Here is a 12,280-nt window from a genome sequence, read left to right as displayed (position 1 = left end):
GCGAAGCCGGGCCCCGGCTCGGCGACGCGACCGTAGGCTGATCCGATGACCCATGAGACCCGCAGGCCCCGCCCCGCCGTCGCTCAGGAGCCGCTGTGGCGGCATGTCGTCGGGGACGTGCTGCGCCGCCGACGACGGGCCCAGGGACGGACCTTGCAGGACGTGGCCGACGTCGCGGGGATCTCCATGCCCTACCTCTCCGAGGTGGAGCGCGGCCGCAAGGAGGCGTCCTCGGAGATGCTCGCCGCCGCGGCCGGCGCGCTCGGCCTCGGGCTCGTCGACGTACTGTCGCTCGCGCAGGGCGAGTTGGCGCGGTCCGCCCAGTTCCGCAGGCCGGTCTCCGTCACCGCCGTCAGCGTGCTCGGGGCGGGCGCGAACGGTGCGCAGGGCCGCGGCACGGTGTGCCTCGCCGCCTGAGAAGCCTCAAAGGCAGGCTCTCAGGCCTCTTCGAGGTGGCGTACGAGCACGGGCACATGGCTGTGCTCGACGTCCTTCACCGATGTCAGCAGCGTGACGGAGCCCTGCCGGGCCAGCGCGCGGACGTGCTCGACCAGTTCGGCGCGGGCCGGCTCGGCCAGCTCCGCGCCGTACCGCTCGACGAACGCCTCGTACCGCCCGGCACGGTCCTCGTGGTACCAGGAGCGCAGTTCCCTGGACGGCGCGATGTCCTTGAGCCACTCGTCGACGGCGGCCCGCTCCTTGGAGATCCCGCGCGGCCACAGCCGGTCGACCAGGAGGCGGCTGCCGTCGGAGGAAGCGGGCGGATCGTAGACGCGGCGGGCAGGGAACGGGCCGGGCGCCGGAATTGCGGTCATGAATCCATTCTGCTGTTTTCCCCTGGTGCGCGCCCCGGGCGTGGTGTGGCCCCGGCGCACGGTGCGCGGAGCCGGCCGGTTTCCATCCCGGTGAGGGCGTCATCCGTTCGTCCCGGTCCCGCTGGCGGGCGCCGGAGCGCGGTGCTAACAGTCGAACATGACGCACGCACCGTACGACCCGCAGAGCCGGCACCGGAGCACCGAGCAGGACGAGCCGCCGCGCCGTCCCGAGGGGCCGCTCGGCAGACTCGCTCATGCCGCGTGGCAGGCGGTCCTGCTCGCAGGCGTCGCCGCGCTGATCCTCGGTGTACTGGTCCTTGCCTGGCCGGGCGCCTCACTGTGGGCGGCCGGCATCCTGTTCGGCGTCTACCTCGTGGTCAGCGGCGCCTTCCAGCTCGTCACGGCCTTCGGCACGCATGTGACGACGGGGCTGCGCGTGATGGCGTTCATCAGCGGCACCGTCTCGATCCTGCTCGGTCTGTTCTGCTTCCGCGGCTCGATGCAGTCGATCCTGCTGCTCGCCCTGTGGATCGGCATCGGCTGGCTGTTCCGCGGCATCACCCAGACCGCCGCGGCAGCCTCCGACCCGGGAACGCCCGCGCGCGGCTGGCAGATCTTCCTCGGGATCGTCAGCGCCATGGCCGGCATCGTGCTCATCGTCTCGCCGTTCGAGTCGGTCGCCGTCCTCACCCTCGTCGGCGGCTGCTGGCTGGTGGCGATGGGCGTGGTGGAGATCGTCGAGGCGTTCATGCTGCGTGGCCGGGCCAAGAATCTGCCCCGCGGAGTCTGACGCGGTACGCGACTGTGCCCCGCGCTCGACGAGAGCGCGGGGCACAGTCAGGTAGGTCCGGGGGAGCGGCGCGTCAGACGCCGACCGCCTCCTCCAGCTCCTCCTCCACTTCCTCTTCGTCTTCTACGTCTTTCACGCCCATGTCCTCGACCGGTGCGGCCGCGGCGAGCGCCCGCTCCTGCCGGTGTCCGGCCACTGCCGCGACCGCGAACACGACCGCGCCCACCGCGAGCCAGGCCACCAGCGTCCACACATAGCGGCCCAGGTCGTAGTGCTCGAAGTACAGGAGGCTGCGGGCTCCCTCGACGAAGCCCGCGCCGTTCCAGAAGGCGTGCAGGCTGCCGAAGAACCCGTTCTGCAGCTCGGGGCGGAAGACGCCGCCGGAGCTGGTGAAGTTGAGCATCACGAACAGCACCATCACGGCGAGCGTCGTCCACCGCTTCAGGAACGTGTGCAGCCCTACGCCGATCAGCAGGATCCCCGCGGAGTACACCCAGGCCATGCCCCACAGCCCCCACAGCCCGGTGTGCGCGAGGTGGAAGACCGGGCCCGCGAAGGCCGCGCCGATCAGGCCGACCACTCCGGAGACGCCGGCCACGAGGAGCGCCCGCGTCCGCGTCCGCAGCGCGGCACCCGCGCCGCCCAAAACCGCCACCGAGGCGTACGAACCGATGCTCACCGCGACAAGCAGGAAGAACAGGCCCTGTCCCGTCGGGTCGTCGGAGACCGGCGGCGCCACGTCCGTGACCTTGAGCGGCTCGCCCTGCTGTGCGGCGACCGGCGTGAAGATCTTCTCGACGACGGAGACCGTGGTGTCGGAGCCTGCCGAGGCCACGATCAGCTCGGGGGCCCTGTCTCCGAGTACGTAGGCCCCGTCGATCTTGCGTGTCTTGAGCTGGTCGATCGCCGTGGCGCGCGTGTCGACCGTCCGCACGTCGAGGGCGTCGCCCGCCTTGTCCTTCACGGTCTGCGCGAAGACCTTCGCCTCGGCCCCCGAGCCGACGACGGCCACCGGCAGATGGTGCGGCTCGGGTGCGGCGAAGGCGCCCAGGTAGGCGAGGCCCATGCCCACGCACATCAGGAGCGGGGTGAGCAGATGCGTCAGGACGTGGCGCAGCGCCGGATTGTGCGCGCCGTTCGCCGCACCGCGTACCACCCCGCGCACGGCGCCGGTGCTCTCGGGCCGATGAGCTCTGTGGTCGGCGGGCATGGGCAGGACCTCCATAGGTTGGCTTATACAACTCTTAACCAAGTTGTACTGTACAACCACATGGGGAGGGGGCGACTTCCGATCGGGTGTGACCATCGACACCCGAGGTGGGGGAGGGGTCAGGCGGGCCGTGGCAGCGGGTGCTTCTCGAAGCCGGGCGCGGAGCGCTCCTCGTTCTCGCTCTCGTACCTGTGCAGGCGCTCGCGCAGGGCACGCAGGCGCATGCTCGTCTCGTACAGATAGCGGACCTTCGTCCGCATCACCCACGGCTCGATGGGCTTGACGACATAGTCGGCGACACCGAGCTCGAAGGCCTTGAGGGCGAGCGCGGGGTCCTGGCCGGCGCCGGTGATCATCATGATCGGTATGTCGTGGGTCTGCTCCAGGCGCGCCATGTAGTGGGCCACCTCGAAGCCGCTGACGTCGGGCATCAGCACGTCCAGGAGAACCACTGCTATGCCGCCCCGCAGGACGGTCTTGAGGGCGTCGTCCCCGGTGCTCGCGCGGTCCAGCGGGTAGCCGAGCGGAGCGAGAGCGCTCTCCATCGCGAAGAGCGTGTCCTCCCGGTCGTCGACGACAAGGATCTTGGGCCGTGCAACGATGGGCATCGCCGTACACCTCCCCTCGTCGGCACCGACAGCATATGCCGGAACGGGGGCGGCGGAAGGGTGCTCTCAGTCCTCCCCGCGCACCAGATTCCAGTCAGGATCGCGCTGGGCTTCGGGTTCGGGGGCATCGCGCCCGTCGCGACGAGCCGGGCGGCAGGTGCGGACGCGGCCCCTGACCTCGTGGTTGGTCTCCGCGGGGTGCGGTGCGTGCTGACGTACGTTCATGAACGGACCTCTCCTCGGACAGATGCGGGCCGATTCGGCTTGTAGACAGCTATGCAGACGGTCTTATGCGTTCTATTACTCCCATCGCGTTTCATGAGCGATCGCAGATGTGTCGAATGCGTCAAGTGGCTTTCGGTGCAGCCTGGTTGGGCTCGGTCAGTGCGACTTCGGCTTCGCCAGGTGGCCCGCGCTGCGCAGCGAGAACGGATGGCCGGCCGGGTCGGCGTACAGGCGCGACTCGGTGCGGCCGCCGCTGCCGCGGGTCTCCAGCGGCCGGCCGCCGAGTCCGACGATCTGCCGCTCCACCTCGTCCAGGTGCTCCGCCGCCACCAGCAGGTCCAGGTGGGCCTGTTGGGAGTCGTCGGGCCGGGGCCAACTCGCCGGGGCGGCGTTGAGGTCACGGCGGAACGCCATGTGGGTGCCGCCCGCTCCGACGAGCTCGATCCGGTTGCCGCCGTCCGGCGGCTGGATCTTCCCCTCGAGCAGAACCTGGTAGAACTCGGCGAGTTCCTCCGGCTCCGCGCAGTCGAGCACCAGCACCGCCGTTTCGACGTGGCTCATCGCACCTCCCCTGTCGACCGGTGCGGCCGACGTCGCTGTGGCTCCGCTAGTACCCGCGTTCGAACCCCCGAATCAGGCGCCCGCCGGCGGTCAGTCGCGCACCCGCTGCGGCACCTCCACCACGTCCAGGAAGATCTGGTCCGCCTCGGGCCAGGCGTCCTGGATGGACTCCTTGATGCGCTCGCTGACCAGTTCCAGCCGTTCGCTGTCGATGCCGGGGGTCAGATCGACGCGGGCGGCGACGAGCGTCGAGTCCATGCCGAGGACCATCGTGTACAGCGACGCCACGTAGTCGATCTCCGGCTGCGAGTCCAGGAGTTCGAGGATGCCGCGGCGCAGCTCCGGGTCGACGGCCTCGCCGATCAGCTGCGCGCGGGCGCTCTTGCCGAGGCGGAACGCGACGTACACCAGGAGCGCGCCGATCGCCAGGGACGCAGAGGCCTCCCACACGATGTTGCCGGTCACCATGTGCAGCACCATGCCGCCCGCGGCGAGCAGCACGCCGAGCACCGCCGTGCTGTCCTCGGCGAGGACCGTGCGCAGCGCCGGGTCGGAGCCGATGCCCTTGCCGGGCTGTGCCCGGACCTGGAGGACGGCGCGGATCAGGGAGGCGCCCTCGGCCAGCAGCGCCACTCCGAGGACCACGAGGCCCACGACGTAACCCGTGTGCGACTCCTTGGAGGCGGGTGTCGTCAGCGCCTCGAAGCCCTGGAAGAAGGAGAAGCAACCGCCCATCACGAAGATGCCGACCGCGGCGAGCAGCGACCAGAAGAACCTCTCCTTGCCGTACCCGAACGGATGCTGGCGGTCCGCGGGGCGGCGGCTGCGGTGCAGCGCCGCGAGGAGGAACACCTCGTTGAGGCTGTCGGCCACCGAGTGTGCCGCCTCCGACAGCAGGGCGGGCGATCCGGCGATCAGGCCGCCGATCGCCTTCGCCACGGCGATGACCAGATTCGCGGAGAGTGCCACCAGGACCGTCAGCCGGGTCTTCCGGTCCTCCGCGTTGCCGGACTTCTTGGGCTCGGTCACGTGTCAACTCGCATTGTATCGGGGGCGATTACGGGGTTCCGCTGCGGCGAGCGGGAAGGGCCGCCGCTACCGGCGCGGCCGCGGCCCGCTCGCCGACGTTCGGCGTACCAGTAACCGGGGCCCCGAAGCTGTAAACCACGCGCCCAAGTATGTGAACCCTGGCCGGGCGGCTGATCCCGGAGGCTGCTACTCCGCGCCCTGAAGGTGGGGCAGGGGCGTGCGGATGGTGCGGAGTGCGCCGAAAGTGACCCGGTGCGCCCTCCTTCGTCAGGGAAATGACCAGTTCCTCGCTGCCCCGCCGGTTTGGCCGCCAGGGAAGCGGCTACCCGCGTCGGAAGCAGACGTTCCCCGAAAGGAGCCGGGCCGGTGACCCCCCTGGCGAAGCATCCGCCCTTCCGCGCCGAGACCACCGAGGTTGCTGACTCCGCAGAGATGACCGATCCGCCGAAGGACGACCTCGTCCGCTTCCTGGAGGTCCGATTCGCCTGCGCACAGGCCTGCACCGAGACTGCCCGCGCCGCCGCTCTGCGTGTCGGCGCCCTCGAACCGGGTCCTGTCGCCGCCCCCGCGCGCGGTCCCGTACGCCCCGCCCCGGCCTGCGACTCCGAACGCGAACGGATGCGGCACAGCCTGCGGCGCTCCCTGCTGCTGTGCGTCGAGGTCTGCGACGCGACCTGCCGGCTGCTGTCGGAGGAGGCCCATCAGGACGAGTACGGGCTGCGGCTCCAGGTCGAGTGGTGCCGCGCCGTCGCCCTGGAGTGCGCGCACGCCTGCGACCGCGTGCCGGACGCCGCGCACTGTGCCGAGCAGGCCCGCGCGGGCGCGCGGGCCTGTACCGACTTCCTGACGATCCTCGGCTGACGCCAGGTCCGCGAGCGGCGACTGATCCGTCCCCGGCATTCCCTATTTCTGGAACGAGTTCTACTGTGTGCGCCGTCAAGCCCGCGCCGACGCCGCCCAGTTGACCGCCAGGAGGGGCCGTGCACCTCGAATACACGCCTGAGCAGCAGCAGTTGCGCACCGAGCTGCGCGCCTACTTCGCCGAACTCGTACCCGACAACGCGTACGCCCGCTACGAGGACCCGACCGCCCAGAAACGCTTCTACCGCGAGACCGTGCGCCGCCTTGGCACCGACGGCTGGCTCGGGGTCGGCTGGCCGAAGGAGTACGGCGGCCGCGGCCTGACGCCGATGGAACAGTTCATCTTCTTCGACGAGGCCGCCCAGGCGGGCGTCCCGCTGCCGCTGATGGCGCTCAACACCGTCGGCCCGACGATCATGCGCTTCGGCACGGACGAACAGAAGGAGTTCTTCCTGCCGAAGATCCTCTCCGGCGAGCTCGACTTCGCGATCGGCTACAGCGAACCCGACGCCGGTACCGACCTCGCGGCCCTGAAGACCCGCGCCGTCCGCGACGGCGACGACTACATCGTGAACGGGCAGAAGATCTGGACGACCAACGGCGACACCGCCGACTGGGTCTGGCTCGCCGTGCGAACCGATCCGGCCGCCCCGCCCCACAAGGGCATCACGATGCTGCTCGTGCCGACCTCCGACCCCGGCTACACCTGCACCGTCATCAACACCCTCGCCTCGCACGACACCACAGCCAGCTACTACGAGAACATCCGGGTCCCCGCCACGCGCCGCGTCGGCGAGGAGAACAAGGGCTGGCGGCTGATCACCAACCAGCTCAACCACGAGCGCGTCACCCTCGCCGCGCACGGCACCATGGCGATCCGCGCCCTGCACGACGTCCAGCGCTGGGCCATGGAGACCAAGCTCACCGACGGCCGGCGCGTCATCGACCTCGGCTGGGTCAGGAAGCGGCTGGCCCAGACCCACACCAAGCTCGACGCCATGAAGCTCCTCAACTGGCAGATGGTGAACGCCGTCCAGGAGGGCACCCTCACGCCGCAGGACGCCTCCGCCGTCAAGGTCTACGGCTCCGAGGCGCGCCGTGACGCCTACGCCTGGCTGATGGAGGTCGTCGCCGCCGCGGGCGCCCTGAAGGAGGGCAGCGCCGGTGCCGTCCTCCACGGAGAACTGGAGCGCGGCTACCGCTCGGCCGTCATCTTCACCTTCGGCGGCGGCAACAACGAGATCCAGCGCGAGATCATCTCGTGGATCGGCCTCGGGATGCCGCGTGTGCGCCGATAGGGCCCCTCTCGTCGCGTGCGTAGGCTGGCCGTGTCGGCCATGACGACGGCGGGAGGCGTGGGGTGACACAGGTGCGTACGGCGGATCCGGGGCTGTTCGGGCCCGACTCGGTGACCTGGCAGATGCACGCCGATCCCATGATGTGGGTGGCAGGCATACGTGCCCTCTATCTGCAGGCACTGCACCCGCGCGCGGTGCGCGGAGTGATGCAGAACTCCGACTTCCGGCGCGACGCCTGGGGCCGCCTGATGCGCACAGCGGGCTTCGTCGGGACGACGACGTACGGCACCGGTGAGGCGGCCGAGAAGGCGGGCGCCCGGGTCCGCGGGATCCACCGCCGCCTCACGGCCACCGACCCGGACACGGGGGAGCGGTACGGCGTCGACGAACCAGGGCTGCTGCTGTGGGTGCACTGCGCCGAGATCGACTCCTACTTGCACGTCGCGCGGCGCTCGGGCTTCCGCCTCACCGACGCGCAGGCCGACCGGTACATGAGCGAACACCGCACCAGCGCCCGACTCGTCGGCCTGGACCCTGCCGAAGTGCCGGGCAGTCAAGCCGAGTTGGCGGCGTATTTCGAGAAGGTGCGGCCCGAGCTGGCAGCGGGCCCGGACGCCCGCGTCGTCGACGCGTTCCTGCAACGACCGCCCACCCACCCCCTCCTGGTCCCGGCGCGCGAGATGCTGTGGCGGCGCGTAGCCAATCTGGCGTACGCCTCCCTGCCGCCGTACGCCCATGACCTGTACGGCCGTCGCGCCCCCGCCCCTGCCGTCGTCACCCGCCGCCTGCGTGCCACGGGCACCGCGTTGCGCTGCGTTCCCGCCCGCGTGCGCTGGCAACTGCCCCCCAAACACATCCTGCGTGCCATGGCACGGCTCGGCCCCCACACTCGACCGGCACCGTACAAAGTCGGCAGATGGGTAGCCATACTGGACGGGCCGGGGAGGGCGCAGCGAGCTGACGGGGGCGACAGCGGGACATGCCAGAGTGGGGGGAGACCCGGGGCGCCGGACTGATCCACGGACGGTACCGGCTGCTCGACCGGATCGGCCGGGGCGGCATGGGCGAGGTGTGGCGCGCCCGCGACGAGTCGCTCGGGCGGCAGGTCGCCGTGAAGTGCCTCAAACCGCTCGGGCCACAGGGCGACCAGTCGTTCACCCGCGTGCTGCGGGAACGATTTCGCCGCGAGGCCCGGGTCGCGGCGGCGCTCCAGCACCGCGGCATCACCGTCGTGCACGACTTCGGCGAGTACGACGGCATCCTGTATCTGGTGATGGAGCTCCTGGAGGGCAGAAATCTCAGCCAGCTCCTGGAGGACAACCGGCACCATCCGCTGGCCGTCGACGACATCGTCGACATGGCCGAGCAGATCGCCTCGGCACTGGCCTACACGCACGAACAGGGCATTGTGCACCGCGACTTGAAGCCCGCCAACATCGTGCGCCTGGCCGACGGCACGGCCAAGATCTGCGACTTCGGCATCGCCCGGCTCGGCCACGACATCGGCTTCACCGCCCGACTCACCGGCACCGGCATCGCCATGGGCACCCCGCACTACATGTCACCCGAGCAGATCGGCGGCACCCAAGTCGACCAGCGCAGTGACCTGTACTCGCTGGGCTGCGTCCTGTACGAGATCGCCACCGGAGCGCCGCCGTTCGACCTCGACGACGCGTGGGCCGTACTCGTCGGACACCGGGACACCCCACCCGAGCCGCCGCGCAATCACCGCCCCGACCTGCCCGCGTACGTGGAACGGATCATCCTCGACCTGCTCGCCAAGGACCCCGGGCAACGGCCGGACGACGCACGGGAGGTGGGGCGCCGCATCGTCGCCGGACGCGCCGCGCGCGGGGCGTACGTGCCCACCGTGCGCGCCCGGCAGGTCGAACCGGGCACGAACACGCGGGTGCCCACCGAGCAGCCGGTCTCGCGTGAGCCACGACTGCCGTCGTGGACGCGCGGCATGACCACCGGGCACAAGGCCACCGGCGGAGCGGGGCTGCGCGTCACCCCGCCCGACGCCGCGGCAGGCCTCTCCGGCGCATGGGTTCCCCGGCCCGGTGCCGCCGGCACCCCGTCGACACCGCACGAACTCCTTGAACGGCCCACACCCGCACCGGAGTTGCTGACCACCATCGCCTCCCGGCACGACGCGGGCCTCAGCCTGGGCCGGCTCGGCCGCTGGACCGAGGCCGGCGAGGTGCACCGCACGGTCGCCACGGAGCGGGAGCACGCGCTCGGCCCCGACCACCCCGACACCCTCGCCAGCCGCTACGAGGTCGCCTTCTCGCTGAGCCGCACCGGGCGCGCCGCCGACGCGCTGCGCGAGTACCGGCGCGTCGTCGAAGGGCGCGAGCGCACTCTCGGCGCCGACCACCCCGAAACGCTCGGGGCGCATCAGGAAGTGGCGTACGTGCTGGGCAAGTTGGGCCGCCACCTGGATGCTCACCAGGTGTACACCGCGGTCCTCGCGGCCCGGGAGCGCGTCATGGGACCCGAGCACCCCGACACCCTGCGCTGCCGCCACAACCTCGCCTTCAACCTGAGCCGTCTGGGACGCCTCGACGACTCGTACCGTATGGCGAGCGAGGTCGCGGACGCACGGGCCCGCGTCCTCGGCCCCGACCACCCCGACACCCTCGTCACACGCTGCGAAGTCGGCTACACGCTCGGCCAGTTGGGGCGCTGGAGCGAGGCGCTGCGCGCCTACCGTGAAGTCGCCGAGGCCAGGGCGCAGGCGCTGGGCACCGACCATCCGGACACCCTCGCCGCACGGTACGAGGTGGGCGTCAGCCTGGGCCGGCTCGGCCGCAGCGCGGAGGCGCTCACGCTCTACCGCGACCTGATCGACGACCGCGCCCGCGTCAGCGGCCCCACCGACCCCGAGACCCTGCGCGCCCGGCACGGCCTCGGCGTGAACCTCGGCCGCATGGCCCGCTGGGAGGAGGCCCTCGCCGAGGCCCGCGACGTCTGCGCGATCCGCGAACGGATCCTGGGCGCCGACCACGTCGACACCCTCATCAGCCACCGCGAGGTCGCTGTCGGGCTCGGCTGGCTGGGGCGGTGGCAGGACGCGCTCGTCGAGTACCGGAAGGTGGCCGCCGCCAGGGCACGGGTGCTCGGAGAGGACCACCCGGACACTCTGGCCAGCCTTGATGACGAGGCTCACTGTCTGGAGCAGCTGGGGCTTGGGACGGAGGCGGTGCGCTTGTATCGGCGTGTTGCCGCGTTACGGCAGGGAGGCGAGAATCGCGGCTGAGGTCGCGGGGCTCTGCCCCGGACCCCGCTCCTCAATCGCCGGAGGGGCTTGTCGGTCGCTTGCCGGAGGGGCTTTTCATGGACCAGTACGACGTCGTCATCGTCGGCGGAGGCCACAACGGTCTCGTCGCCGCCGCCTACCTCGCCCGGGCCGGCCGCACCGTCACCGTGCTCGAACGGCTCGGGACCACCGGCGGCGCCGCCGTCTCCACCCGGCCCTTCCCCGGCGTCGACGCCCGGCTCTCCCGATACTCGTACCTGGTCAGCCTGCTCCCCAAGAAGATCGTGGCCGAGCTGGGACTCGACTTCGCCGTGCGGCAGCGGACCGTGTCCTCGTACACGCCGACCGTCCGGGACGGCCGCCCGACGGGCCTGCTGGTCGGTGGCGGACCCGACCGCACCCGCGCCGCCTTCGCCCGACTGACCGGCGGCGAGCGCGAGTACGAGGCGTGGAACCGGTTCTACGAGACCACCCGGCACGCCGCCGAGCGGATCTTCCCCACCCTCACCGAACCGCTGCCCAGCCGTAAAGCGCTGCGTGAGCGCGTCGGGGACGACGCGGCCTGGCGGCTGCTCTTCGAGGAACCCGTCGGTGTCGGCATCGAGGAGCGCTTCGAGGACGACCTGGTGCGCGGCGTCGTCCTCACCGACGCACTGATCGGCACGTTCGCCGACGCCCACGACCCGTCGCTGGCCCAGAACCGCTGCTTCCTCTACCACGTGATCGGCAACGGCACGGGCGACTGGGACGTGCCTGTCGGCGGCATGGGCGCGCTCACCGACGCCCTCGCCGCGGCGGCCCGCGCGGCCGGCGCCGACCTTGTCACCGGGCACGAGGTGACCCGGATCGAAACCGACGGACAGCGCGCGGAGGTGACGTACAGGACCAAGGACGGCGAGGGCACTGTCGCCGCCCGGCACGTCCTCGTCAACGCCTCCCCGCAGGACCTCGCCCGGCTCCTCGGCACCATCCCGCCCGCTCCCGCCGAGGGCGCCCAGCTGAAGGTCAACATGCTGCTCAAGCGGCTTCCGCGGCTGAAGGACACGTCCGTCGACCCGCGGGAGGCGTTCGCCGGGACGTTCCATGTCGCCGAGGGATACGGCCAGTTGGCGACCGCGTACGCCGAGGCGGCCGACGGCGCTCTGCCGAGTGCGCCGCCCTCCGAGATCTACTGCCACTCCCTGACCGACCCGACGATCCTCGCCCCGGATCTCGTCGCACGCGGCTACCAGACCCTCACCCTGTTCGGGCTTCATACCCCGGCGCGGCTGTTCACCGAGGACAACGACACGGTGCGCGCCGAGCTGTTGAAGGCCACCCTCGCGCAGCTAGACGCCCACCTGGCGGAACCCCTCGCCGACTGTCTCGCCGAGGACGCCGAAGGCCGCCCCTGCATCGAGGCGAAGACCCCGCTGGACCTGGAGCGCGACCTGCGGCTGCCCGGCGGCAACATCTTCCACCGCGCCCTGTCCTTCCCCTACGCCGAGGCCGGTACCGGCCGCTGGGGCGTGGAGACGGCCCACCCGAACGTGCTGCTGTGCGGCGCGGGCGCGGTGCGCGGCGGCGGGGTCAGCGGCATCCCCGGGCACAACGCCGCCATGGCGGTGCTCGGCCGCTGACC

The 12,280-nt window shown here is 71.3% G+C and carries 13 protein-coding genes; 7 read left to right on the top strand and 6 right to left on the bottom strand.

Features of this window, described 5'->3' with window-relative positions:
- The first annotated feature begins 45 nt into the window (after nt 1-45).
- Nucleotides 46-417 carry a helix-turn-helix domain-containing protein gene (locus ACIREE_RS04290; RefSeq protein WP_404145972.1) on the top strand — a complete coding sequence of 124 codons (372 nt, stop codon included), beginning with the start codon at nt 46-48 and terminating at the stop codon, nt 415-417.
- A 20-nt stretch (nt 418-437) separates the two neighbouring features.
- Here ACIREE_RS04290 and ACIREE_RS04285 read toward each other — a convergent pair whose 3' ends face one another.
- Entirely contained in the window at nt 438-815 is a 378-nt protein-coding gene (locus tag ACIREE_RS04285; RefSeq protein ID WP_404145970.1) for a DUF488 domain-containing protein, read from the bottom strand.
- A 157-nt stretch (nt 816-972) separates the two neighbouring features.
- Here ACIREE_RS04285 and ACIREE_RS04280 point away from each other — a divergent pair, with 157 nt between their 5' ends.
- On the top strand, nt 973-1,605 hold the full coding sequence (locus ACIREE_RS04280; protein WP_404145967.1) for an HdeD family acid-resistance protein: 633 nt from the start codon (nt 973-975) through the stop codon (nt 1,603-1,605).
- Nucleotides 1,606-1,678: 73 nt separating this feature from the next.
- On the opposite strand, the gene ACIREE_RS04275 is transcribed toward ACIREE_RS04280, so the two are convergent.
- The 5 genes from ACIREE_RS04275 to ACIREE_RS04255 all read right to left on the bottom strand — a co-directional run bounded on the left by ACIREE_RS04275 (nt 1,679) and on the right by ACIREE_RS04255 (nt 5,238).
- Entirely contained in the window at nt 1,679-2,683 is a 1,005-nt protein-coding gene (locus tag ACIREE_RS04275; protein ID WP_404146810.1) for a hypothetical protein, read from the bottom strand.
- A gap of 251 nt (nt 2,684-2,934) precedes the next feature.
- A complete protein-coding gene (locus ACIREE_RS04270) occupies nt 2,935-3,423 on the bottom strand; it encodes a two-component system response regulator (protein WP_404145964.1) in 489 nt (162 codons plus the stop codon).
- Between the two features lie 66 nt (nt 3,424-3,489).
- Entirely contained in the window at nt 3,490-3,648 is a 159-nt protein-coding gene (locus ACIREE_RS04265) for a hypothetical protein (RefSeq protein ID WP_404145962.1), read from the bottom strand.
- 156 nt (nt 3,649-3,804) lie between these two features.
- A complete protein-coding gene (locus ACIREE_RS04260; protein WP_404145959.1) occupies nt 3,805-4,209 on the bottom strand; it encodes a VOC family protein in 405 nt (134 codons plus the stop codon).
- Nucleotides 4,210-4,299: 90 nt separating this feature from the next.
- The gene (locus tag ACIREE_RS04255; protein ID WP_404145956.1) at nt 4,300-5,238 is read right to left on the bottom strand and encodes a cation diffusion facilitator family transporter; all 939 of its coding nucleotides are present in this window, start codon (nt 5,236-5,238) and stop codon (nt 4,300-4,302) included.
- A 432-nt stretch (nt 5,239-5,670) separates the two neighbouring features.
- Between ACIREE_RS04255 and ACIREE_RS04250 the strand changes: the two genes are divergently transcribed.
- From ACIREE_RS04250 to ACIREE_RS04230, 5 genes are all read left to right on the top strand, one after another.
- Nucleotides 5,671-6,099, top strand: coding sequence for a ferredoxin (locus ACIREE_RS04250; protein ID WP_404146807.1), 429 nt, complete (start codon nt 5,671-5,673; stop codon nt 6,097-6,099).
- Between the two features lie 119 nt (nt 6,100-6,218).
- Entirely contained in the window at nt 6,219-7,397 is a 1,179-nt protein-coding gene (locus tag ACIREE_RS04245; protein WP_404145953.1) for an acyl-CoA dehydrogenase family protein, read from the top strand.
- 122 nt (nt 7,398-7,519) lie between these two features.
- Nucleotides 7,520-8,413, top strand: a complete 894-nt coding sequence (locus ACIREE_RS04240) for an oxygenase MpaB family protein (protein WP_404146804.1) — start codon at nt 7,520-7,522, stop codon at nt 8,411-8,413.
- Nucleotides 8,377-10,659: a tetratricopeptide repeat protein gene (locus tag ACIREE_RS04235; protein WP_404145951.1), complete on the top strand. Its 2,283-nt coding sequence runs from the start codon at nt 8,377-8,379 to the stop codon at nt 10,657-10,659. Before ACIREE_RS04240 ends, ACIREE_RS04235 begins: the two co-directional genes overlap by 37 nt.
- A 77-nt stretch (nt 10,660-10,736) precedes the next feature.
- A complete protein-coding gene (locus ACIREE_RS04230) occupies nt 10,737-12,278 on the top strand; it encodes a phytoene desaturase family protein (RefSeq protein WP_404145948.1) in 1,542 nt (513 codons plus the stop codon).
- The last annotated feature ends 2 nt before the right edge of the window (nt 12,279-12,280 follow it).

This window comes from Streptomyces sp. NPDC102467 (genome assembly GCF_044765445.1).
GTDB lineage: Bacteria > Actinomycetota > Actinomycetes > Streptomycetales > Streptomycetaceae > Streptomyces.
This window is presented reverse-complemented; position numbering and strand designations above follow the sequence as displayed.

Coding starts and splice junctions, on each gene's coding strand:
- ACIREE_RS04285 (WP_404145970.1), bottom strand. CDS start 815: ATGACCGCAATTCCGGCGCCCGGCCCGTTCCCTGCCCGCCGCGTCTAC.
- ACIREE_RS04230 (WP_404145948.1), top strand. CDS start 10,737: ATGGACCAGTACGACGTCGTCATCGTCGGCGGAGGCCACAACGGTCTC.
- ACIREE_RS04250 (WP_404146807.1), top strand. CDS start 5,671: ATGACCGATCCGCCGAAGGACGACCTCGTCCGCTTCCTGGAGGTCCGA.
- ACIREE_RS04265 (WP_404145962.1), bottom strand. CDS start 3,648: ATGAACGTACGTCAGCACGCACCGCACCCCGCGGAGACCAACCACGAG.
- ACIREE_RS04280 (WP_404145967.1), top strand. CDS start 973: ATGACGCACGCACCGTACGACCCGCAGAGCCGGCACCGGAGCACCGAG.
- ACIREE_RS04240 (WP_404146804.1), top strand. CDS start 7,520: ATGCACGCCGATCCCATGATGTGGGTGGCAGGCATACGTGCCCTCTAT.
- ACIREE_RS04290 (WP_404145972.1), top strand. CDS start 46: ATGACCCATGAGACCCGCAGGCCCCGCCCCGCCGTCGCTCAGGAGCCG.
- ACIREE_RS04235 (WP_404145951.1), top strand. CDS start 8,377: ATGCCAGAGTGGGGGGAGACCCGGGGCGCCGGACTGATCCACGGACGG.
- ACIREE_RS04260 (WP_404145959.1), bottom strand. CDS start 4,209: ATGAGCCACGTCGAAACGGCGGTGCTGGTGCTCGACTGCGCGGAGCCG.
- ACIREE_RS04275 (WP_404146810.1), bottom strand. CDS start 2,683: ATGTGCGTGGGCATGGGCCTCGCCTACCTGGGCGCCTTCGCCGCACCC.
- ACIREE_RS04270 (WP_404145964.1), bottom strand. CDS start 3,423: ATGCCCATCGTTGCACGGCCCAAGATCCTTGTCGTCGACGACCGGGAG.